General features: G+C 47.6%; 17 protein-coding genes, 1 pseudogene and 1 other annotated feature. Of the genes and pseudogenes, 4 read left to right on the forward strand and 14 right to left on the reverse strand.

Annotation, left to right across the window (positions count from 1 at the left end; genetic code table 11):
* Positions 1 to 81: 81 nt before the first annotated feature.
* From htpG to QJ48_RS27995, 7 genes and pseudogenes are all read right to left on the reverse strand, one after another.
* On the reverse strand, positions 82 to 1,962 hold the full coding sequence (gene htpG / locus QJ48_RS27970; protein WP_054976667.1) for a molecular chaperone HtpG: 1,881 nt from the start codon (positions 1,960 to 1,962) through the stop codon (positions 82 to 84).
* 163 nt (positions 1,963 to 2,125) lie between these two features.
* A complete protein-coding gene (locus QJ48_RS27975; RefSeq protein ID WP_054976668.1) occupies positions 2,126 to 2,611 on the reverse strand; it encodes a YbaK/EbsC family protein in 486 nt (161 codons plus the stop codon).
* Positions 2,612 to 2,649: 38 nt separating this feature from the next.
* Positions 2,650 to 4,188, reverse strand: coding sequence for a 2-isopropylmalate synthase (locus QJ48_RS27980; RefSeq protein WP_054976669.1), 1,539 nt, complete (start codon positions 4,186 to 4,188; stop codon positions 2,650 to 2,652).
* A gap of 97 nt (positions 4,189 to 4,285) precedes the next feature.
* Positions 4,286 to 4,516, reverse strand: a binding site (T-box leader).
* Between the two features lie 48 nt (positions 4,517 to 4,564).
* Positions 4,565 to 4,714: pseudogene (locus QJ48_RS37715) on the reverse strand (isochorismatase); the annotation flags it as partial.
* A 50-nt stretch (positions 4,715 to 4,764) separates the two neighbouring features.
* Positions 4,765 to 5,880 (reverse strand): AbrB family transcriptional regulator, encoded by a 1,116-nt coding sequence (locus tag QJ48_RS27985; RefSeq protein ID WP_054976670.1) that lies wholly within the window; start codon positions 5,878 to 5,880, stop codon positions 4,765 to 4,767.
* A gap of 80 nt (positions 5,881 to 5,960) precedes the next feature.
* Positions 5,961 to 6,362 carry an Rrf2 family transcriptional regulator gene (locus QJ48_RS27990; RefSeq protein WP_054976671.1) on the reverse strand — a complete coding sequence of 134 codons (402 nt, stop codon included), beginning with the start codon at positions 6,360 to 6,362 and terminating at the stop codon, positions 5,961 to 5,963.
* A 138-nt stretch (positions 6,363 to 6,500) separates the two neighbouring features.
* Positions 6,501 to 7,406 (reverse strand): DMT family transporter, encoded by a 906-nt coding sequence (locus QJ48_RS27995; protein ID WP_054976672.1) that lies wholly within the window; start codon positions 7,404 to 7,406, stop codon positions 6,501 to 6,503.
* A gap of 96 nt (positions 7,407 to 7,502) precedes the next feature.
* Between QJ48_RS27995 and QJ48_RS28000 the strand changes: the two genes are divergently transcribed.
* On the forward strand, positions 7,503 to 8,381 hold the full coding sequence (locus QJ48_RS28000; protein WP_054976673.1) for a LysR family transcriptional regulator: 879 nt from the start codon (positions 7,503 to 7,505) through the stop codon (positions 8,379 to 8,381).
* A 69-nt stretch (positions 8,382 to 8,450) separates the two neighbouring features.
* On the opposite strand, the gene QJ48_RS38995 is transcribed toward QJ48_RS28000, so the two are convergent.
* The 3 genes from QJ48_RS38995 to QJ48_RS28010 are packed head-to-tail and all read right to left on the reverse strand — an operon-like array spanning position 8,451 to position 11,102.
* Positions 8,451 to 8,807 (reverse strand): multicopper oxidase domain-containing protein, encoded by a 357-nt coding sequence (locus tag QJ48_RS38995; protein ID WP_237763085.1) that lies wholly within the window; start codon positions 8,805 to 8,807, stop codon positions 8,451 to 8,453.
* A gap of 27 nt (positions 8,808 to 8,834) precedes the next feature.
* Positions 8,835 to 10,550 (reverse strand): multicopper oxidase domain-containing protein, encoded by a 1,716-nt coding sequence (locus QJ48_RS28005; RefSeq protein WP_237763084.1) that lies wholly within the window; start codon positions 10,548 to 10,550, stop codon positions 8,835 to 8,837.
* A gap of 3 nt (positions 10,551 to 10,553) precedes the next feature.
* Positions 10,554 to 11,102, reverse strand: coding sequence for a hypothetical protein (locus QJ48_RS28010; RefSeq protein ID WP_054976674.1), 549 nt, complete (start codon positions 11,100 to 11,102; stop codon positions 10,554 to 10,556).
* A gap of 162 nt (positions 11,103 to 11,264) precedes the next feature.
* Here QJ48_RS28010 and QJ48_RS28015 point away from each other — a divergent pair, with 162 nt between their 5' ends.
* On the forward strand, positions 11,265 to 11,963 hold the full coding sequence (locus QJ48_RS28015) for a response regulator transcription factor (protein ID WP_054976675.1): 699 nt from the start codon (positions 11,265 to 11,267) through the stop codon (positions 11,961 to 11,963).
* Positions 11,953 to 13,314, forward strand: a complete 1,362-nt coding sequence (locus tag QJ48_RS28020) for a cell wall metabolism sensor histidine kinase WalK (protein ID WP_054976676.1) — start codon at positions 11,953 to 11,955, stop codon at positions 13,312 to 13,314. The genes QJ48_RS28015 and QJ48_RS28020 overlap by 11 nt, the downstream gene beginning before the upstream one ends.
* A 98-nt stretch (positions 13,315 to 13,412) precedes the next feature.
* Here the strand turns inward: QJ48_RS28020 and QJ48_RS28025 are convergent, their stop codons facing one another.
* On the reverse strand, positions 13,413 to 13,736 hold the full coding sequence (locus tag QJ48_RS28025) for a helix-turn-helix domain-containing protein (RefSeq protein ID WP_054976677.1): 324 nt from the start codon (positions 13,734 to 13,736) through the stop codon (positions 13,413 to 13,415).
* Between the two features lie 196 nt (positions 13,737 to 13,932).
* Here QJ48_RS28025 and QJ48_RS28030 point away from each other — a divergent pair, with 196 nt between their 5' ends.
* Positions 13,933 to 15,099, forward strand: a complete 1,167-nt coding sequence (locus QJ48_RS28030; protein ID WP_054976678.1) for an MFS transporter — start codon at positions 13,933 to 13,935, stop codon at positions 15,097 to 15,099.
* A 178-nt stretch (positions 15,100 to 15,277) separates the two neighbouring features.
* Here the strand turns inward: QJ48_RS28030 and QJ48_RS28035 are convergent, their stop codons facing one another.
* From QJ48_RS28035 to QJ48_RS28045, 3 genes are read right to left on the reverse strand one after another with little or no spacing between them, the layout of a single operon-like run.
* A complete protein-coding gene (locus tag QJ48_RS28035; RefSeq protein ID WP_054976679.1) occupies positions 15,278 to 16,705 on the reverse strand; it encodes a TIGR02679 domain-containing protein in 1,428 nt (475 codons plus the stop codon).
* A 20-nt stretch (positions 16,706 to 16,725) separates the two neighbouring features.
* Positions 16,726 to 20,859 (reverse strand): TIGR02680 family protein, encoded by a 4,134-nt coding sequence (locus tag QJ48_RS28040; RefSeq protein WP_202813849.1) that lies wholly within the window; start codon positions 20,857 to 20,859, stop codon positions 16,726 to 16,728.
* Between the two features lie 15 nt (positions 20,860 to 20,874).
* A complete protein-coding gene (locus QJ48_RS28045; protein WP_202813850.1) occupies positions 20,875 to 22,098 on the reverse strand; it encodes a TIGR02678 family protein in 1,224 nt (407 codons plus the stop codon).
* Between the last annotated feature and the right edge of the window lie 149 nt (positions 22,099 to 22,247).

Raw genomic sequence — 22,247 nt, forward strand, 5'->3', positions numbered from 1 at the left:
GAGAATTTTATACGCGAAGCGGGTTTCTCAACAAGCTCACCGCCCCCCTCTAGGGCCGGTTTTTATGTGCGTGAGCCAATATTACACCATAATTTTGCAAATATCATTCGTAAATTCAACCGGATCTTCAATCGGCAGTCCTTCGATCAGCAGTGCCTGGTTGTACAAAAGTGCCGTATACAGATTCAGCTTCTCTTTATCCTGCTCGTACGACGTTTGCAGCGATTGGAATACCTCATGATGGATGTTGATTTCCAGCACCTTTTCCGCTTTGACACTCGGATTATTCGGCATGGCGTTCAATATTTTCTCCATCTCGATACTGACGTCACCCTCCGTAGACAGACATACGGGGTGAGACTTCAACCGCTTCGAGGCTCTGACGCTGGTTACTTTGCCTTCCAGCAGTCCCTTCATGTAGTCGAACAGCTCTTTGTGATCGTTTTTGTCGGCATCGTCGTTGTCCTTGTTGTCTTCCGCTTCAAAGCCCAGATCGCCGCTGGAGACGGACTTAAATTCTTTGTCCCTGTATTTCATCAGCATCTTGACGGCGAACTCGTCGATATCGTCGGTGAAATACAGGATTTCGTAGCCCTTCTCGGCGACGAGCTCGGTCTGCGGAAGCTTCTCGATTCGCTCGTTCGACGGTCCGGAAGCATAGTAAATATACTTTTGATCCTCCGGCATTCTCGATACGTACTCCTCCAGTGTGACCAGCTTCTTCTCCTTGGAGGAGTAGAACATGACCAGATCCTGCAGCACCTCTTTGTGGCTGCCGTAATCGCTGTAGACCCCGAATTTCAGCTGTCTGCCGAACGATTTGTAGAACTGCTCGTACTTCTCTCTTTCATCCTTAAGCAGGCTCAGCAGCTGGCTTTTGATTTTGCTCTCGATATTTTTGGCGATCAGCTTCAATTGGCGGTCGTGCTGCAGCATTTCTCTGGAAATGTTGAGCGACAAGCTCTCCGAATCGACCATCCCTTTGACGAAGCTGAAATAGTCCGGCAGCAGATCGGAGCATTTGTTCATGATCAGCACGCCGTTGGAATACAGCTCCAGCCCCTTCTCGTATTCCTTCGTGTAGTAATCGAAAGGAATATTTTCCGGGATAAACAGAATCGCCTGATAAACCACGGCCCCGTCGGCGCTGATATGAATATGCTTGAGCGGCTTGTCGAAGCCGTAATGCTTCTCCGCATAGAACTTCTCGTAATCCTCGGCAGTCAGCTCGCTTTTGTTTTTTCTCCAGATCGGGACCATGCTATTAATGCGCTGCTCTTCCGTGTAATCCTCAAATTCGTTGTCGCTGCCTTCCTTCAACCGCTTGGAGGTAACATCCATCTTAATCGGATAGCGGATAAAATCCGAATATTTCTTAATGATTCCCTTCAGACGGTATACTTCCAAATACTCCTCGTAGCTCTCGTCCTCGGTGTTTTCCTTGATCTTCAGAATAATTTCCGTGCCAACCGTTTCTTTGTCGCAAGGCTCGATCGTATAGCCTTCCGCACCCGCCGATTCCCACTTGTACGCGCTGTCGCTGCCCAAGGCTTTGCTGATCACCGTTACCACGTCGGCAACCATAAAGGCCGAATAAAAGCCGACGCCGAATTGGCCGATGATATCGTGGCCGTCCTTGAGCTCGTTTTCCTTCTTGAAAGCCAGCGAGCCACTCTTGGCGATCACGCCGAGGTTCGTCTCCAGCTCTTCCTTGGTCATCCCGATCCCGGTATCGAGGATCGTCAACGTTCTGCTGTCCTTGTCCGGAATCACTTTAATATAGTAGCTGTCTTTGTCGAAAACCAACTTATCGTCGGTCAACGCTTTGTAATAAATCTTGTCGATCGCATCGCTGGCATTCGAAATCAATTCGCGAAGGAAGATTTCTTTTTGCGTATAAATCGAATTGATCATCATTTCCAATAATCGCTTGGATTCGGCTTGAAACTGCTTCTTTTCCATCGAAATCTCTCCTTTTTGAAATTAAAGGGTGACAATAGCTGCAAACGCCCACGTTGTTAGCACTCTCCATCTCCGAGTGCCATTCTTTATTTTTTATAACATTCCTCCATTTTAATGTCAACCCAAAAGAAAAAACGCTTGGAAGCCCAAGCGTCTCGCGTTTTTATCTCTTTTTGACCGACGTTACTTGCCCGAGTGTCATGGCGGCCAGCTCATCGGGCGTCAGCTCGAATACGGCTTTCGGATGTCCTGCCGCCGCCCATAAGGTCGGGTATTGAAACAGATCCTCGTCGATCATCGTCAGGATCGGCTCCGGATGTCCGATCGGCGCTACGCCCCCGATCACAAAGCCCGTATGCTCACGCACGAAATCCGCATCGGCCTTGACAAGCTTATCGTCAATCCGGCTGGAGATGAGCTTCTCATCCACGCGGTTCACGCCGCTCGCGACAACCAAAAGCGGCTTATTGGACGGCTTGAGCCGGAAAATAATCGATTTTGCGATTTGCGCCACCTCACAGCCTATGGCGTCCGCCGCTTCCTGGGCGGTTCGCGCACTGTCCGGCAATTCCACAACCCGGTTCGGATATCCCAACTCCGTTAATTTATCCTGCACCCGCTGCGCGCTTTCCTTTAACTGACTGCTCACAACGTTTCCCTCCGATAGATTCGGACCGGATGTCCGGCCTATTTTTCATCTTTTACAAGGTCCAGCAGGATGCCGTTAATTCCGTTCAGGAAAGCATTCGCGCTGGCCTTGATAATATCCGTGTCCATCGCCCGTCCGGAGTAGATTTTGCCTTGATGCTCCACACGGATGTTGACCCGGCCGACGGCCTCCATGCCTCGGGACAAGCTGTTAATCTTATAATCCTTCAGCTCGATCTCCAGACCGACCAAGGTTTTGATGGCGCTGTACAAGGCATCGATCGGACCGTCGCCCACGGCGCTTCCTTTCATCGACTCGGTGCCCTTGTTCAATTTGACGGTCGCCGTCGGATATAGATCGTTGCTGACCACCTGGAAGGACTCCAGCTCGTATAATTGCTTGCTGCTCTGCTCCACGGTCCGGTGATTCGTGACAAGATAGAATACATCGTGATCGTAAACTTCTTTCTTCGCATCGGCTAAGGTAAGGAACTTCGCGAACAGCTGCTCGAAATCGTCGGCATCGCTCGTATCGAAGCCCATTTTCTCGACGGCGTTCTTGAAGGCGTGCCGTCCGGAACGGGCGGTCAGGATCAGCTCCATGCTGTCCGCACCGACCTCTTCGGGCGACATGATTTCATATACGCGCTTGTCTTTCAGCAGGCCGTCCTGATGGATGCCGGAGGAGTGCGCGAAGGCGTTGTCGCCGGTAATCGCTTTGTTGACCTGCACGTCCAGCCCCGTCAAATGGCTGACCAGCTTGGAGGTTCTGTGCAGCTCCGTCGTATTGATATTGGTATAGGCGTTAAAATAGTTCTCCCTGACCTTAAGCCCCATCACGACTTCCTCCAGCGAAGCGTTGCCTGCCCGCTCGCCTAAGCCGTTTATGGTGCACTCGACCTTCTCCGCCCCGTTCTTGATCGCGCTCAGCGTATTCGCCGTGGCCAGTCCAAGGTCGTTGTGGCAATGGACGCTAAGGATCACGCGGTCGTCCAAATTTTTGAGCCGTTCGTTGATTTTGCGGATCAGCTCGCCGAATTCCTCCGGAACGGCATAGCCCACCGTATCGGGCACGTTAATCATGGTCGCTCCCGCTTTCACGACAGCCTCGATCGTCTCCCACAAGTATTCGAAATCCGACCTCGATGCGTCTTCCGTGGAATACTGCACTTGCGGAAGCAGCGTCTTGGCATACTTGACCGCGTCAACCCCCATCTGCAGGACGGCATCCTTGGACCGGCTGAACTTCTTCTCTACATGGATGTTCGAGGTGCCGAGCACAATATGAATGAGCGGGTTCTGCGCCAGCTTGATGCTTTCATAGACCGCGTCGATGTCGCTTTTGACTGCCCGGGCCAAGGCCGTAATCGAGACGCTGTTGCCTACGCTGCGGGCAATTTCCTGGACCGCTTGAAAATCTCCCGCGGACGAGGCGGGAAATCCTGCTTCGATAATATCGACATTAAGCCGCTTTAACTGCTGGGCAATCTCTATTTTTTGATGAAGATTCAGCTTCGCCCCCGGAACTTGCTCACCGTCGCGCAGCGTAGTATCGAACACCATAATTTTACGTTTCATCCTCTATTCCTCCCGAAATCGCATTTTTCGCTATCTATAAATGAAGCGGGGTTGATTAAACCCGGACTTTAATCAACAAAAAAACCCCGTCTCTACGTATAGAGACGAGGTTGAACCCGCGGTACCACTCTAATTCATTTCCTGAAGAAATGAGCTCAATTCGATGGCCATCACCATCTATCCCTGTAACGGTGGAACTCCGGCTTACCCTACATGTCAGGCAGCTGTTCATAGACGAGTTCGAAATGAACGACGTTGCCGTTTCGCACCTACCAACGGCTCTCTGAAAAGTCATTGCACTTCTACTATTTCTAATCCTCACATTTGATTATGGAATTATTGGTCATTATAGGGTATTCGAATCGATTTGTCAAACCTATTCTGCACCGCTTGCTTCCGCCAGAAATTGCTCGGCGCTTCGGACCTTGCCGATTCTCGGGAAAATGTAGTTGCAGGAAGCCTCGTGCTCCTCTATGCTATATGTCTTCATCGCATCCGTGATGAAGATTTGGTGATAGCCCTTTTGCAGATCGATCAGGACCAAAGCAATTTTTTAAAAATTTACGTCTAATGGCGTCATTGCGTTTCCCTCCGCTTAATGGATTTGCCGTGGTATCGGAACATCAACTTCAACAAAGGCGGTACCGCGAAAAAGATAAAAAAGGTGCGGAACAGTTGGTAACCGGCCACCATGGGCAAATCCGCGTGAATCTCATGCGCGATGATGCCCATTTGATCCATGCCGCCGGGAGCGAGGCTTAACAGCCCGGTGGCGCCGGATATCGGCTGGAGCTTGGTCAGCAGCACGCTCAGCCCCCAGGCCCCCAGAATCAGCAGCAGTCCGCTGCCGACGGCCAGCGAGATCGTCCGTACCTTATGCGTCAACCGGTCCGGCTTCAGCATCAGTCCTACGTGAACGCCAATCATGAGCTGCGCCGCGTTAAGGACAAAGGACGGAAGCGCCGGTCCGGGAAAGCCGGTCCATTGAAGAATCGCCGTCCCGATAGCCGGGCCCAGCAAAAAAGCGGTCGGAAATTTGATCCTGTTCCCCAAAATGGCGCATCCCACGGTAACCAGCGCATAAACGAGCATGTTCGGAAGCAGCCCGCTGTCCCAACCCGCTGAAATGGCGGACAACGGAGAGCCAGCCCCCGAACCCGCATGCGCTTGCCCGAAGAGCGGGCTCGTTACCAGCAAGGGCACGCACGTAATGATCAGGATCAGCCGGATCACCTGCGTGACGGTGACGACCGTGAGATTGACTCCGTCCGTTTCCTCTGCCAGAACAAGAACCTGTGTCAATCCTCCGGGTATGCTTCCCAGCAGCGAAGTTTTGTAATCGATCTCCGCCAACCTGGAAACGGGATAGGCGATGCCCGCGCACCAAAGCAGCAGCAGCAGCGTCATGAGCAGCATCAACGGTAGTTGATACGACATCTCCTTCAGCGCCGACGCGGTCATGGCCAGCCCGATCGTGTATCCGACGATGATCATGCCCGCGTTTCTGAATTGTCCGGGCCATATGAAACGTCCCTTGAACGTATTCGATCCGATCAAAACGGCGAACATCGGGCCGAGCAGCCAGGGGATCGGCAGATGCAGCAGCTTGAACGCGATGCCGCCGATGACAGCCGCAATCAGAGAGCGCGCGATCCCAGGGAAGCCGATCGGGGCTTCTTGTTGTTTATCCATCCTCTCTCCCTCCCTATCTTTCTATAGTTAATTTGAACAATATGTGCATTTTTGTGCACAGATTAGAGTAAAAAAAGAGGTCACTCGAGCAGGTCGGCAATCGTATAGGTCCCCAGCACATGGTCAACCTGCACAATGATGTCAGTCATGATTTTCTGAAACGATTCGTTGACCTTTTTTCCAAAAAGATGATTTCCCGTTGTATCCAGCATCTGGTTCCATAGCGGCTCTTCCTCGTGCAAAGCGTTGTAAATCTCGGACAGCGTAATCTCCCCGGGCTTTCGGGTCAACTGGTACCCCCCCGCTCTGCCCTGCTTCACTTCCACGATGCCCGCTTCGCCCAGTTGGGCTAAAATTTTGCGGAGCGCTGTCGGCTCGCAGCGGATCTCTTCCGCGATTTCGGCGCTGGAACGCTGCTCCGAAGTTAAAGCCAATACGATTAAGGCTTGGAGCCCGAAGCCGAACCGCTTGATTTGTGCCATGTTGCTCTGAACAGCCTCCTCCGGCCACAGCTTTTAATGTGCTTAATTTAGCACATTTTAAACAAAAAAACACCCCCTCGCGCGTGCGTCAAGCCTTCGGACAAACGCAAGCACGCGTCAGGGGTCATCTTTCGCATATTACCTCTGCAATCCTGTCGGCTTTTTCACCAGGCGTATCGATCTTGCATTGACCAGCAGGATGCTGCCGACGATGAGAACGAGTCCCGCTACCAAATTGACCGATATTTTCTCTCCCAAAAAGAGGACGCTGCAAGTAATCGCAATCAACGGGATCAGAAATGTAAACGCTCCGACCTTGCCGGCTTCGCCGGAGCCGACAAGCTTAAAGTAAGCGAGCCAGCCCAACGCAATAACGAAAACCGAAATAAACAGCAGACTCGATACGAACGGAACGTTCCAGACGATATCCGTCCATTTTTCCAGGACAGCACCCGAACTTAACAGCAAGATGCCGCCAATCATCAGTTGAAGCGCCACGGCCCAAACCATGTCGACCCGCGCCGACATTTTCTTCGTATAGAGCGTGCCCAAAGCCCAGCTCACTGCACAGCCGAGAGCGAGCACGATCCCGGTAACGGACAGATGTCCGGCCAGACTGCTTGCGCTGATCTCGAATACGCCAAGGAAACCGAGCACAAGCCCGATCCATTTCAAGCCGAACATCTCTTCCCCCAGCCAAAGCCACGATAGAATCCCCAGCAATACGGGCTGAAAGAAGACGATGGCCGAGAAGAGACCGGCCGGCAAATAATTCAGCCCTATCGTTTGAAGGCCATAAAAGAGGATGATGTTAAGCACGGACGAAATTACATAAACGGGCCACGTCTGCTTCCAATTGAGCTTCTTGTAGCCGGGCAGGGCGACGCAGATGAGAATCAATCCCCCGATGCACGTCCTCAAACCTGCAAATAATAAGGGCGGAGAAAAGGAAAGCGTATATTTGGACAGCGGCCAGTTGATTCCCCAGACGATAACGAGAAAAACGAGATACAAAGCCGCCCGCGAGCGTGAGAGCTGCAACACGATGAACACTCCTTGTTGTCAATGTTTTCTCATGATACAATAACTATCGAAATAAATAAAATGAATGTTTATTATAAGGAGCATACCACAAGTGTTATGACCCATTCCCAAATTCAGCTGTTCGTCAAAATCGCCGAAACCGGGAGCTTTACCAAAGCCGGTCATGAACTGAATATGACACAGCCTGCCGTCAGCCGCGCCGTCTCCACACTGGAAGCTGAGCTCGGCGTGACTCTCCTGATCCGCGACCGAAGGAACGGGATTATTTTGACGGATATCGGTGAACGCCTCTTGGTTGTGTTCCGGGATATTTTGCAGGGCTTCGAGAAGGTGGAGCAGGAAGTGATGGCCGAAAAAGGCTTCGAAGTCGGGACGATTCGGATCGGCTCTTTCCCCTCGGCTTCCGCTTATTTTCTCCCCAAAATTTTCAGAGTCATCGGGGAGAAATATCCCCGGATTCAATTCGATCTGTACGAAGGCACCATCGACGACCTCAGAGAACGGCTGGCCTCCAGAATGATCGATGTCGCTTTTCTCATTCCGCCGCACGACGAATTTGAAATTACCCCCTTACTGAAAGAAGAAATGTTTCTGTTCATCCGGGACGACCATCCTTTGGCAGGCCGTTCGACCATTCATTTGCAAGAATTGAGCGACGAAGCGATGATCATATGCAACGGAGGCTACGAAATCCCGATCTACGAGCGATTCCGGGAAGCCGGAGCCCGTCTTCAAGTCAAATATATCGTCCATAACGTGAACACCTCGTTGAACATGATCCAAGAAGGGCTCGGTGTGGCGATCATGTCGAACATCTCGGTTGCCCTGTCAACCTTGCCTCCCAACGTTCGAATGCATGCTCTAACGCCTTACCCTTACAGAGAAATTAACCTGGCGGTACCTTCCCTGCAAGAAGCTTCCATCGCCGTAAAGCTGTTTATCCAAACCGCACGGGACTTGTTTGCGAAACCTTAAAAGCCGTCTCCGGCAACGTGAAAGAACCGCAGCGACTGGACCGCGGTTCTTTTATTAGGCTTGCCCTTGTTACTCCGGCAGGTTCCCAGACTTCGTTCCTACTTCATACGAAGGCTGCACATGGTCATACATCAGATGCAGGATCATGCCGGTTGCCGCATGGTCCAGATTATGGCAGTGATCCATCCACATCCCCGGATTATCGGCGATAAAGGCCACTTCGTACGTTTCGCCCGGCAGCACGTTTAACGTGTCGGTCATCCATGGCGTCTGTACGGCTTTGCCGTTTTTCTTCAGCACCGTCATATGATGCCCGTGAAGATGCATCGGATGCTCCGTCAGGCTTCGATTCACAAAGGTTGTTTTTACGTTCTCGCCTTCTTTTACGACAAAAGTAGGGGTATTCGGGTGAACCTTCCCGTTAATGGTCCAAAGAAAATGAAATTGCCCGTTTTAAAATCCCATCTTGTTCCCAAGAATCATCGTGAATTCTCTATCGAACTTCGTAGCGGAGGTCGTCTCGTTCGCAGCAGCCTTCCCGTATTGAGACGGATCGAACCATGCAGACTCGGATTCGAAGCTCAGGCTCTCCGGCTGAGATCGGGTATCCGTATAGAATAACAGACTCGGCTTCCCGTCCTTCTTACCTTCACCAAGCTTAAACAGGACAGGATGGTCCGGCATCGTAAAAGCGATATCGTATCTTCCGCCGGAGGCAAGCCTGAATGCGGTTGAATCCGGCAGCCGTTCCGGCTCTTGAATGTCGACGCCGTCGATGCTCGCGATCTGATAATCGACCCCATGCAGCACGTATTTTTGCGACAGATTATGCGTATTCACGATTCTCAGCTTGATTTTTTGGCCCGTCGCCACCTGCTTCGTTTGGGCCTGATCCTGATCTCCAAAAGCGATCTTGTATCCTCGGTCCGTATCCCATCGATGGGTGACTACCGTGAACTCTTCATCGTAAACCTCGGTTTCATTCTTGGGATCTACGATTAACGTGCCGAAAAGTCCCCTGATCACTTGTTCAGCGGCCTGCTGGTGCGAATGAAACCAGTAAGTTCCCGCTTGCTTGGCCCGAAATTTATAAGTAAAGGACTGCCCCGGTTTGACAACATTTTGAGTCATCCCGGGCACCCCATCCATCGCGTTCGGCACGTTATAGCCATGCCAATGGATCGTGACTCCTTTGTCAATATCCTGATTGACCAGCTTCACTTCTACCATATCCCCTTGCCGCACCCGGAGTTCCGGGGCCAGTTGTCCGTTATAGGTCCAGGCATCGATTATGGCGCCGGAAGCAAGTGTGATCTCCTTCTGCTGGGCGACGAGTTCAAACTTGATGTCTGCCGGAGCCGAGACGTCTCCGGTAAGCGCTGCGACTTCCACCCTGTTGGAATGGTTCCGATGCATAGCATGACCGGAAAGCAGGGTAGGAGCTCCGCCCCCTTCGTCCATCAGATGATGGTTCACCATATCGGAGGCTTCTGGCAATTTGGAAGAGCTGACTCCCGCCAATACATTCACGACAACAACCGTAATCACAACAACTGCCGTCAATCCGCCCGCTAAACCAAACTTCAACAGCCTTGCCCATAATGGGGACGGAACGAATTGCTCTCTCATAACCTTACGGTATGTTTTCATGGCAAAGAAGGTGGGGACAAGCAGCAGGACAACAAGCAGGAACAATCGCTGCACGAGCTCGGCCAAGGTTGGCAGGACCGGCTGCGCAAAGACGTGGCTGAAAGCATTCATGCCGGAAACCACTGCGGCCGCATAGATTGGAATAATCGCCATAGGATGGGTTAGCTCGACTAGTGTGGCCGCCGCTAGTCTTTCGTCAGTTGATTCTCTTAAGCTTCTCAACTTGGGCAGCGTGTGCGTAACGACAGGCAAATGACCGATCAACATGAGAGGAACGATCGCTTTCATTGTGCCTTCGACGAATAACCAGCCTTTGCGGATGTACCAGCCTAAAACTAGAAACAACCATAGCGCAGCGATCGCAAGTGCGATGTAACCGATCCAAAGCAGAACAGTTGTCCATCGTTTAAAGCGCCGGTTGTTTTTCGCATAAGGGAGCCCGGAAACGATGAAAGCGGCAATTCCCCACAAGAGCGTCAAAGCGGATGCCAATACGATGCTGGCGAAAGTTTCGAACATGGCTTAGCGTTCCTCTCGAACTGCGAGTTTCGTTTCTTGTTTCGCGGCGCGCTTATTAATTTTTCCAAACGGCTTGAAATAGGAGATGCCCGTCATGAAAACCATGGCCAAAATATTCGCTGCGGCGCCGCCGATAAGAGAATAGCTTGTGCTCAGGAATGCGGCATCGTGCAGGGCTGCGGCTCTCTTGCCATCCGCCTCATGAATGAGCTGCGACAACCAGTCGCTCATATACTTAATTCCAAACAAAATCAAAGCAACGGTCAATATCAGCTTGATCGCAACCCAGTAATATTTGAAAAGGCCCCAATTCGTCCACAGCGATAGCGCCAGCCCCGTCAATAAAGCGGCGAGCGCGGTGTACCGGATCAAGACGACATCGACGACGTGCATGTTGTCGAGCGTGTAATAAAGCTGCTCCCCATTGTCCGCCAGCAGCATATGCGAGCCTAACGTAAGCATGCACACGGCCCCTCCCAGCCAGCATACGACGGAAAGCACATGAATCGTGACGATGAATTGCTTTGATTTCATGGATAATTTGTAAGCCATTTTCCTTCCCCCTATTCGATGTTCCTCCGATCTGAAGCTGATCTTAACAACAAAATGTTGCGAACTTGTGGTGAACTGATTCAGAGGTTGTGACGCTTCCGAATAATCGATCAGGATATTGTATAATAGGGATAACCGAAACGGAGGACAGGTGGGACGGAAATGGGGATCAAGGTTCTAGTGGTGGAAGACGAAGAGAAAATAGTATCGCTGGTGGAGACGTTTCTTCAGAGGGAAGGATACGACGTGCTTACCGCGAAGGACGGGGCAGCCGCGGTGCGGCTATATACGGACAATAAACCGGACATCGTCATTCTCGACTGGATGCTTCCGCAGATGAACGGGCTGGATACGTGCCGCCGTCTCCGTGAAATCGGCGAACCGGGAATCATCATGGTGACGGCCAAGAACGAGGAGACGGACAAGATCATTGGCTTGGAAATGGGCGCGGACGACTATTTGACCAAGCCTTTCAGCTTGAGAGAGCTTGCGGCGCGCATCCGCTCTTTGCTGCGGCGTATGAACCGGGGGGAGAGCGGCGGACCGGATAACGTGCTCCGGCGAGGCGATCTGACAATTCACGAAGAAAGCTTGCAGGCGTTCAAAGGCAGTCAAGAGCTGCGGCTGACTCCGACCGAGTTCAAGCTGCTTCATCTGCTCGCATCGAAGCCCGGCCGCGTATACAGCCGGATGCAGCTGCTTCAGCACGCGTTCGAAGAAGAATTCGTCATGGACGAACGGACCGTCGATTCCCATATTAGCAAGCTGCGCAAAAAGATCGAGGACGATCCCAACCATGCCGTGTACATTCAAACGGTGTATGGGTTCGGCTACCGCTTCGGAGCAAGCCATGAAAATTAGAATGAAGCTGATGCTGTCAATGAGCATCCTGATCGCCTTTATATTGCTCTGCTTATTTTTTGTCACCCATATTCAGTTCTACATTGTCCGCGATCTGGCTTATGCCGAGCAAAAGGCGGCGTTTGAAGCGCTGCGGGATGAATTCGAGCAATACTATACGGACCATCAGGCATCCTGGACAGGCGTTCAAGACTACCGGTTTGCATCCAGCCGTCATTTCGTCGAAATTGCTCTGATCGAAAACGGCAATGAAATGTACAAGCAGGGGCGTTTGAGCCCGGAGATCATGCGGAATGAGGCCTTTCCGATGATGCTTTATGCCAATGACCGGAAGATCGGCCGGCTCTTCGTGATGAATGAAAGCCAGTACAAGACATACGAATTCAAAGCGATGTGGTACGGCATCTTCCCCAGCATCACCCGGGTAGCCTTGCTGTTCACCTGCATCGCCGCCTTGCTCACGATCTCCTTGTTGTCCTGGAGGCTGACGGCCCCTATTCGCAAAATCATCCAGGGCATCGACACGATCAAAATGGGAAAGCCCCATGCGACGTTACCGGTACACAGGAAGGATGAGTTCGGGGCGATCTCCCGGGCGCTGCAGGAAATGAACGAAAGCCTCGAAAAGGTAGAGCGCTCGCGTAAGCAGCTGCTGTCCGATGTCGCGCACGAATTGAAGACGCCACTAATGATCATCCAAGGCGAGCTGGAGTTGGCCCAAGATACAGGGACCTCTCTCCCCCCGGAAAAGCTGTCGTCCCTTCAAGATGAAGTGTTAAGGCTGTCGCGCCTGGTTCACGACGTGTTGGATTTGTCCAGACTGGAGGCAGGCGGAATGACGCTTCGCCCTGCGGCTGAAAATATCGTTGCCTTGCTGGAGGGATTGATCGAGAAGACTCAATTTCTGGCCGAGGAGAAACATATCCGTATCTCCATGCATGCTTCGGAAGAAACCATCGCTGTACCGGTAGAGAAGCACCGTATCCTGCAGGCGTTTTATAATATTTTGATTAATGCGATTCATTACACAGAGCGCGGCGGGCAAGTGCAAATCGGGGTGGAACCAGTGTATCAACCCGACCGGCGGATGGACTATGTCCGAATCACGATCGAGGATAACGGGACCGGCATAGCGGAAGAGGATCTTCCCCACATCTTTAACCGGTTTTACAGGGCCGATCATTCCAGAACCCGTTCGAATGGCGGGACCGGCCTCGGCCTTGCGATCGCGCAGCAAAACATCCTTTTGCATCAAGGCTGGATCGAGGTGCAGAGCAAGGCTGGAAAGGGGACGGCGTTTGCCGTCTTTTTGCCGGCAGCTTCCGGGGATGCCATCGTTTCTAGCAGATGATTGTAAGCTAATCACGTAATAAAGAGGCTCCAGCCTTGAGCCAGAGCCTCTAAATCGTTAACTGCGCGAGAGCAATTATACGCTCTCTCATCAACTTCTCATTTCCCCCACTTGACTGCCCATTTCTCCATTTCCTTGAGCGCAGCTTGAAAATCCAATCCTTTGTCCGTCAACGAGTATTGTACGGTTACGGGAACCGTGGGAAAAACTTCGCGACGGACAATCCCATTGTTCTCCAAATGCCGCAGCACATCCGTTAAAGATTGCGTCCTGACGATCGCCACGTCCCGATGAAGCTGCTTGAACCGTTTGGGCCCCTTGGACAGCTCGGCAATGACCAGGAAAGCCCATTTCGCCCCTAAAATTTGCAGCACCGAGCAGATGTTCGAGAACCCTTTCTCCTCTTCTTTTGCAGGCTCCATGCCTCCACCTACTTACTTTTGTTTAGTTAGTCAAAATAATTGGATAATATCCAAATGTTTTTCCTTCTTACGTAAAATACGTACCCTTATTATAATACAACCAAGAGATCTCGCAATCCTAACTGCCGAATCGGCATACGCCGGCCATGCCGCGATTTCGGCTGCTGTCCCGGACAGCGGAAAGGAATGAATTCTAATGCATCGCATGTCTATTTACACTCTTGCGCTTGGCGTGTTTTTAACGGCAACCTCCGAGCTCGTCGTATCCGGCATTCTGAATGTCATTGCCGAAAGCTTAAACATATCCCTTGCCCTTGCCGGGCAATTGATTACCGCCTACTCCCTTGCCTTCGCCATTGGCACCCCGGTTGTGGTATCCGTCACTGCCCGTTTGGGACGCAGAAAAGTATTGCTAGGCTCGCTGGCGCTTTTTATCGTGGGCTGTTTGGTATCGTTCGGGAGCTCGAACATCGTCATCCTGATGGCTTCCCGCGTCATATTGGGGGTAAGCTCGGGCGTCTATCTTGTCGTAGCGCTGGGTGTGGCCGCCAAATTGGTCCCCCGCGAGAGATTGGGCAGCGCCATCGGCACTATCGTTCTAGGCTTTAGCAGCGCTATGATCTTAGGCGTTCCGATCGGGATCGCGATAACGAATTGGCTGAATTGGCAATCCATCTTCTTGATTCTGGGCTTGTTCAGCTTAATCATTGCCTTTGTCATCTTGCGACTTCTCCCGGATATCGAAGGAGACGCGCCGGTTTCATTTCGGCAGCAGTTTAAAGTGCTTGGAAGCGTCGTTATCGTAAGCGGCTTGCTGCTCACGTTTTTCCGGGAATCGGGAAATTCGATCTTGTTTACTTATTTGACGCCGTATCTTCAAAGCATCCTTCATGTCAAAGCCTCGAACATTAGCATCATTATGCTGGCTTTCGGCATTTTCGGCGCCATCGGCTCCCGTCTGGGCGGCTACGGCGTCGATCGATGGGGAGCGGCCCGGGTCATTACGTTCAGCATTGCCGTTCATATCGCAGCGCTGGTTGTGCTGCCTTTCGTTTCGGATGTGCCCGGGATCGGGCTGGCGCTTCTGGCCGTCATCGTATTTTCCATGTTCGCGAACGGCCCGGCGATCCAAAGCTATTTCATTCAACAAGCGCCCGAGTCGTCGAATCTGGTACTTAGTCTGAATACATCGATCGTGCATTTGGGATTGGCGGCAGGAGCCGGGACAGGAGGATTCATGGTCAATGCCACTTCCACCCTCCTGTTTAACCCTTGGGTCGCAAGCTTCATTCTGATCATCGGACTCGCGGCCGCCATGGTCAGCTTCTCGAGGGGGAAGAAGGCTTTGGTCAAGTCTGCCTAACCTGTGACTTCCCGGACGGGAGGCAGCTGTTTCAGCACAGTGAAAAAAAGGAGGCCGCACCTCTCCAAAAGAGAGTACGGCCCGGAATGGCGCAAGATGGCGGAATTGAAACCTACAGACTTATGGCTCCATGAGCGATTGGCCGCGTTTAATTGTGATTGCTTGCTATCAAGTTGTGTCAGGAAAATTTATAAACAGCATTCATTACTAGTTCCAATACTTGTATCCAATCTTCCTTTAATTCCTTAGAAAAATGTTCCTGAAACACCTTAGCCCGTGTTGTAGACATGGTTTTAGCTAAATCGCCGGGCATTCTCTCTAAAATTTTCACTTCATGTTGAGGTATGGGCAAATTTCGTGAATCTACATGTTTAAGGTATGTAGTAGAATCCATCCGCCACACTTCTAAATGACCTAAAAATTGTCGTTCCATTCCTAGCTGCATCTGTACACCAGACAAATCAAGATCGCCAGAGTAGTATACATTACAATTTGGATTAGCTTTAAGACATTTTGTAATAAAAAATCTAGCCGCATTCCGAGATTGTCCAGATGTACAAACAAGTGCTGGAAAGTCAATTGGAATTTCCTCAAAGGAAAACCCGTTGACATCGAGAAAATGCAATGTCTCATCAACGAGAAATGAAAATACAGATGGGTTTTCCAAAATATACATTGCTGAATATTCGGGCCAATCATTGTGTAATTCCACTTCTCTTAGGTTTAATGTTCTAGGTGAAGACCTATAGACAAAATAACGATCAAAAACATGCATATTAGAACTTAAATCATCATCTATAATGTCGAATTTGCGGTAAATTTGTCTTCGCTTCATAAACTCAGGAATGATTAAATTTTCATTGCTCCTTTTTTCTCCGTTTTTTATTTTGTGAATATCAATATCATACAAAGCATGCCAGAGTAATCTGCCCGCTGGCTTTTTCCAATCAAATGCATGTGGGTCTTTCGTTACAAAAGCGGCCAACATAGGAAGTCTAATCCGTTCTACACTAATGCCTAATTCTTCAAACATATAATCCTTGGCAAAAAACAAACTCCACAGGGCATTCATGCAGTGCAACAGTTCCGTCTCTATCTCATTATCCTTGTGTATCAAGCTTGCTACTACTCTGCTCCCCGACGCTTCACCAGCCTTTAATCTTTCAAACCAATTAAAAATTTTATCGGAAAACGGCCCTTCATATAAGCTATTTTGATGCGCTTGCTTAAAACGTTCACTTATATTCTCGAATAGATTGAGCCAAGCTGTTTCTTTTAGCTGTTTTTGCTCTGATTTAGTTAACAAGGGCTTATTGTTTAACAATTCATATAATCCACAAATATCCAAATTATAACCAAGTAATAATTCTTCTGTAAATACTTTCAGAGGTACTTGTATTTCAGTACCAACTCGAATCAATTTTTCCATCCGATTCCCAAAAAAATCTTGCAATCGATCGGCTTCAGCCTTTGTTTCTACTTGAATTTTAGCATTGCCTCTTACCCCATTTTGACCTTGGTACTTATTGAAAACCGCTTCTAATAAATTATGAAGTAGTGGATCGCTATAATATTGTTTGGCGGATTTCCGAAAGGCATTTTTCATAGAGGGCTTACCTCACTGATTTAAACATTATTCTCGACAAGCTCTTTTCGTTTTCCATTCCAACGATAATGAAATAGAGTTATTACGTTCATATCTCTGGGTCTATGGATTTCATAGATCGCCAGCCGCGGTACTGTATCGTAGCAACCCCAAAGCACTTGTGAGGTCATCATATAGTCAAATCCCATATCAGTTAACAAATGGAACATGTCTCGCATGTTTGCATCGTCAACACCAGCAAAAGCCTCGTCCAATGAAATAATTTTTGGTGCGTCTATACTAGCATCGCTATATCTGGAATAAGTGGCTGCAAATAACGGAATGTACATTGACATTGCTTTTTCACCACCACTAAGAACATTAAACTTAGAGTCCGTCAACTCGGTATAACCGGTTTGCCCTCCTTTTCGATGAAAAAGTTTGAAACTAAACCACGAGCGATAATCTAGCAAGTCGTAAATATATCTTCGCAGAGATCCTTGTTCTTCCTGCGCAGACTGCTGCGCTTGCTGAACCCGAACCCTAAAGTGAGAGATTACCCGTTCAATTTCCTCATCATCCATCCGATGCGCGTCCCGCATTAGTAACTCGACTAAAGCTTCAGTATCAAGTTCTGATTCAGTTTTACGGGCCTTAGCCACCCATTGCAGAGATAATCGCAGACCACTTGAAGTATCCCGCTGTTCCATTAGTTCGTTCATTTTTCTTACCCAGTCCTTAGCACGATGAATGCGATTACGAATTGCTTTACCCACACTTTGCAGGATAATTTCCTCGTATAATTCACGATCCTTGTCTGTCATTAGAATGCGCTGCTCATTTTCCAGTTCAATCAACTCTTCCAGCAATAGTGAAGGGGTGAGCGGGTTTATACGGTCACGCTTGGAGGTAATGATGATTCTCCCTGATTCATGATATTCTAATTCCAGCACATATTCTTGCAAATTGCTACGTGCTGAATTGTACTCCTGCTGGAGTTCGTTAGCAATTCGATCTTTGGTCATATTTACAAATACAGAACCGTACTCTTTTATTATTTGTTTGCATAATTTACGGATGGCCTTCTCATCAATCTCTTGGTTCATTAAGTGTTCATTCCATCCCGGAACAAGAGAAAGTTTTACTTCCGTCTTCCATCTTTCAAGAATTTCATTCAACTTGCTTTGATTTTGAGTTAATTGCTCCTTATACAAATCCAACTTTGCTTTTATTCCTGCCAACTGTTGTCCTACTTGATCTCTTTTCTCAAACAAATCATTAATTTGTTGATTTAATGAAGTTTTCTCTTCTTTTAGATGTTTTATTTTCAGATGTATTTCTTCAATCCCCATTTCGAGTATAAGCTTCCTAAGTTGCACTGCTTGTGCAGTACTCCTTCTTTTCTTATCGTCCAATTCATGTTGTTGAGCATGGTCGTCTTCCAAGAGGATCAATAGTTCTTCGTGCTGTTCTTTTTGAATCATCTGATGTTGCTTCGTTTCGCAATAACGAATCCATGATGAATATAATTCCGTAATCAGACCAAGGTAGGTGGTGCTTAATTCAATCGCTTCTTGAATTGTTTTTTCTTGTTTTACCCTAGACCAGTTTGCAGTTTGTTCAACTAATTTAAGCTGCAATTCCCTCCAAATAGACATCTTTTCTTTATACCAAATCTCGATTTTTTGTTCTTGGTTCATTACCTCGGTCAACCGATAGGACAACTGGATTAATACATCGAACTGAACCTGCAAATCTTTATCGTCTGGAAAAGATTCCAGTTCATGCTTTAGAACCAGTTGTCGCTTATGCTGCTCAACAAGACCTTCATCTATGAATAATATCTGGTCCATTATAAGTTTCATATCGGCTTCTAATCTTGCTATTTCCAATTGCTTTGTACGTAATCGCGTTTCTTTTCCAATATACTCCGGCCGCGGTTTTGAACGATTCGTTCCAGCGAGTGGTCCAAATTGAAAGCTTCCGTTTTGTCGGAAGGTAATACCCTTGTTTTTCTTTTCATCTTTATCTTTTACCCAGCCAAAACTTCTTAAAGCCATTTGAATATCATGGACTGATAGACCGCTTTCCTGTGATGGGGTTGGGTATAATACATTTAATAGCGTATCCCCTTGGAGTGGATCAGGCTCTATCCAAATTTCTTCATCATTGACTTGATCCAACCATTCTACTTTTCCCCCAGGAGAAATCCATGCGTCCAATAGTCCGGCTTGGGCCAATGTTTCCTCCAATTGTGCCTGCTCATTGGCCGTTAATGAAGCGTCAAATTCACAGACAGCATAAAGTGGCGCTCCCTTTCCTTTATCACGTTGTTGACGTGAAGCCCTTTTTCCATCCGTTCGCAAAGGTTCCGGTTCTTTAGTTAAGTTCCAATGTACAAGTTCTTGCTCTATTCTGTTATACTCAATTTGCAAGTTCTCTTTTTGCTGTTGTAGTTGAAAGATTCTTTGTATTAATTTTTGATTTTGTTGTTCGAATGCTTGTTGTACGGGTCGCCGTACAGGCTCATACTGACGTTCTTTTTCTGTTAATAGGGATAAAGATCGTAAAGAATCCCGTAATTGTTCTCCACCCATAGACAACTCACTTAAGCTTTGATGCCAGAGCACCAGTTTTTCTTTTACTTCTTCCCGGATATCTTCAAGTTCACCTTCTTGCAATGCCTGCTCTTCTTCCACCAAATTTCGTTCTCTATGAATATCTCCCAATTTTACTTCTGCTTCTGCCGCTGCTCTGAATGCTTCTCTTTCAGCTCTTGCTATTTCTAATGCAGATGCCAAGTTTTTCTTGTGAGACTCAAGGTCCTGTTTCCAATTATCAGACCAATGCTTATCTTGCGGAACTCCTCTTAACCATATACCATGATAAATATCGTGCTCACGAAATTCTGTAATACGAGACATATCTTCCATTTCTTCTAAAATTTGATTTTGCTCACCAGACAATACATTTATTTTATTAGTTAATAGAACAATTTCTTCGTACAACTTATTTGAACGTGTTGTATTCATACTTAGTCTTTCACTTGTAGCTAATAAATGTTTATCCAAGTCTTTTAATTGTTCTTCCAAAATTTCAAGTTCTCTTTGTTTTTCCATGGCTTCAGTACGATTCAGTACTTCTAGCTCCGCTTCAACTGTCCCAAATCTTTCTTTATGTTTATTGATTGCTTTTAATGTATCTATATATTCCGTTTCACTTAAAACTTCCTTTTCCTCATAATCATTGACCTCGTTTAATATTTCATCAAATGTCTGAAATTGCTGCGAAATATTCTCAGAAAGCTGCTTTAATAAAAAACGATTATAGTTGTCATATTTCTCATTGATCTTTGCCAACTCTGTACGTTGCTTTTGTAGTTCGTCCAGACGCTCTGTTATTTGGTCCAAATCCTCCATAACATCAGATAATGGACTTAATTCATCTTCCATCAAAGGGGGCAGCGCATTAGTCAAAATTTCATACATAGATGATGGCTTAAAATCTTTTGACAACTTCGGACTCCTTAATTCCAAAAGAAGCTTTAATAAGTCTTTATACGAATCTTGTTCATGAAATCCGAACAATGTTTTATTAACCATTTCCCGATAGGCGCTTTGCTCTTGCACTACTTGACCACCAGAAGAAATTCTCTCTTCCAAAACTTTGCGATTTAATGGCACTTTTTGTCCTTGCTCCACCCATAAATTACGATCATATAACCAAAAATCATGATTAATCCGCCTACCGTCTTCCAGCAAAAACCCCCAGAACCCAAGTTGAGCCACGTTTCGACGAGCTCTGATGCCAATCCCTATCGTTTTGTAAAGATGTTTCTGTGTATGAAAAAATTCTAACCATAAATAGCCGGTTCTGTCTGTATGTCCTTGATCAGCCTCCCCAAGTAAATAATATTCAAGCCGACGATCACGTGAGCCGAACGGGTCCAAACGCTCGGGTCTTTTATCCCCATCTAGAACCAAGGGAATAAAACTTTGCATCGTAACAGACTTACCAGATCCGTTCGTCCCTCTTAAAATAATTCTGCCATCTTCTAATTGAAACTCTTCGTCATCGTAATACCAAAAATTAATAATTCCTGCTCTACTCATTTGCCAGCGCTCAGTATGAGCCTGCTTGACTGTTTCCAGTTCGGATGAGATATCAAGTTTCAACACATAGCCCCCCTACTATTCCAATTCCAATGCTCCATATTGCGCTATAAATCTTCCTGCAGCCGCATTTAATATAAAAAAGTTATTATCTTCCCACTCTCCAAATCCCCATTCCACCAAATGACAACAAACCTCTTCAGCGAGTGTAGAAGAATTCATTTTCCGGTAATCATTAATCCAGTATTCCCCGTAATCCTTTTTTAGTCTAATTAAGATGCGTTCGATTTCACCTTTAGTAAGACGAACCGTTCCGTCTCGCTCCACCTTCATGCCAAAACTCCCATGCATCACATCGTTGCGTATTGCTCCGCAAATGAGTATTGTCAAATCCGAGATTGAAGAAAGAGTTGGGAAAAGCTCCGAATCAGCGATTAATTCGGGTTCAAAAAAAATGAGCCCCTCGCGATATCTGCTGCCTATTAAGCCAAACATGGTTTTCAATTGCGTAAGTATATTTTTTCTTTGTCCATGAAAATAAAAAAGCTCATCTTGCCAATGGTTATCAAGTACAATAGGTTCCAGCAAGAACCGCCGATAAAGGTGATGTCTCCTGCGACGGATCAATTCATCAGCTTCATCGCCATAAATTTGCGTTTCACTCATATCTGTCATCGTGGTATAACTCATTAATTCTCTAGGAAAATTCCGTAAAACATAACGAGAGTACGAATTGCACTCATACAAAACGTTGTACTTTTCTTCATTTAGTGCCCAGTTGGATTCTTGACCATCAACTGCTTGTAATATATCCAAACTTTTTAATTTCTTCAAAGCTCTTGCCATAGATAACCGATGAAAATAGTTTTTCCAATCTACTTCCATCCCCAGTTCTGACATGTAGTCACGAACTTCCTTCACCAGACTGGTTAATAAGAACTGGTCACGTTCTGTTTTATTTTCCAAAAACCAGAGGCTATAAGTGAATAATGCATAATCAAGTGGCTCTCGAAACTCCTGAAATCCCATCCAAGAATACGCAACAACAGGGGCCTTATCCAATTTAGCTAACTTTCTATTAATGATTACGGAATAGCCTGTATACTGCATAAACCAATCACGTATTTCTAACTCCTGCTCCTTTATCCAGTAGTAAAGTTGAGGGTCTTTCTCTTTAGATATCCATGGTCGGTTTAACAATGCATTCATGCACATTTTTTTTCTTTCGGCAAACTCTTTCTTGTCAACAATATTAGTTCGCCTTTTGACGCTACTAGGCTTCCCTATTTTTATTTTCTCCATAATACTCTTGCCTCCAGGTATATTACGTTTCAGTTTTACCGTCCATCCATTGAAGCAGTTCACTCCATGCAACCTGATTTATTACCTTAAAAGTAAATTCATAGTCCTGAAGTTCAAGCTCGCCATCTTCACATAATAGAATGGTTCGC

It is taken from the genome of Paenibacillus sp. A3, from assembly GCF_001399685.1.
Lineage (GTDB): Bacteria > Bacillota > Bacilli > Paenibacillales > NBRC-103111 > Paenibacillus_G.

Excerpts from the sequence above, each read along its gene's own strand:
- htpG (WP_054976667.1), bottom strand. The coding sequence starts at position 1,962 with ATGGAAAAGAAGCAGTTTCAAGCCGAATCCAAGCGATTATTGGAAATG.
- QJ48_RS27980 (WP_054976669.1), bottom strand. The coding sequence starts at position 4,188 with ATGAAACGTAAAATTATGGTGTTCGATACTACGCTGCGCGACGGTGAG.
- QJ48_RS27985 (WP_054976670.1), bottom strand. The coding sequence starts at position 5,880 with ATGGATAAACAACAAGAAGCCCCGATCGGCTTCCCTGGGATCGCGCGC.
- QJ48_RS27990 (WP_054976671.1), bottom strand. The coding sequence starts at position 6,362 with ATGGCACAAATCAAGCGGTTCGGCTTCGGGCTCCAAGCCTTAATCGTA.
- QJ48_RS28000 (WP_054976673.1), top strand. The coding sequence starts at position 7,503 with ATGACCCATTCCCAAATTCAGCTGTTCGTCAAAATCGCCGAAACCGGG.
- QJ48_RS28005 (WP_237763084.1), bottom strand. The coding sequence starts at position 10,550 with ATGTTCGAAACTTTCGCCAGCATCGTATTGGCATCCGCTTTGACGCTC.
- QJ48_RS28010 (WP_054976674.1), bottom strand. The coding sequence starts at position 11,102 with ATGGCTTACAAATTATCCATGAAATCAAAGCAATTCATCGTCACGATT.
- QJ48_RS28015 (WP_054976675.1), top strand. The coding sequence starts at position 11,265 with ATGGGGATCAAGGTTCTAGTGGTGGAAGACGAAGAGAAAATAGTATCG.
- QJ48_RS28020 (WP_054976676.1), top strand. The coding sequence starts at position 11,953 with ATGAAAATTAGAATGAAGCTGATGCTGTCAATGAGCATCCTGATCGCC.
- QJ48_RS28025 (WP_054976677.1), bottom strand. The coding sequence starts at position 13,736 with ATGGAGCCTGCAAAAGAAGAGGAGAAAGGGTTCTCGAACATCTGCTCG.
- QJ48_RS28030 (WP_054976678.1), top strand. The coding sequence starts at position 13,933 with ATGCATCGCATGTCTATTTACACTCTTGCGCTTGGCGTGTTTTTAACG.
- QJ48_RS28035 (WP_054976679.1), bottom strand. The coding sequence starts at position 16,705 with ATGAAAAATGCCTTTCGGAAATCCGCCAAACAATATTATAGCGATCCA.
- QJ48_RS28045 (WP_202813850.1), bottom strand. The coding sequence starts at position 22,098 with ATGGAGAAAATAAAAATAGGGAAGCCTAGTAGCGTCAAAAGGCGAACT.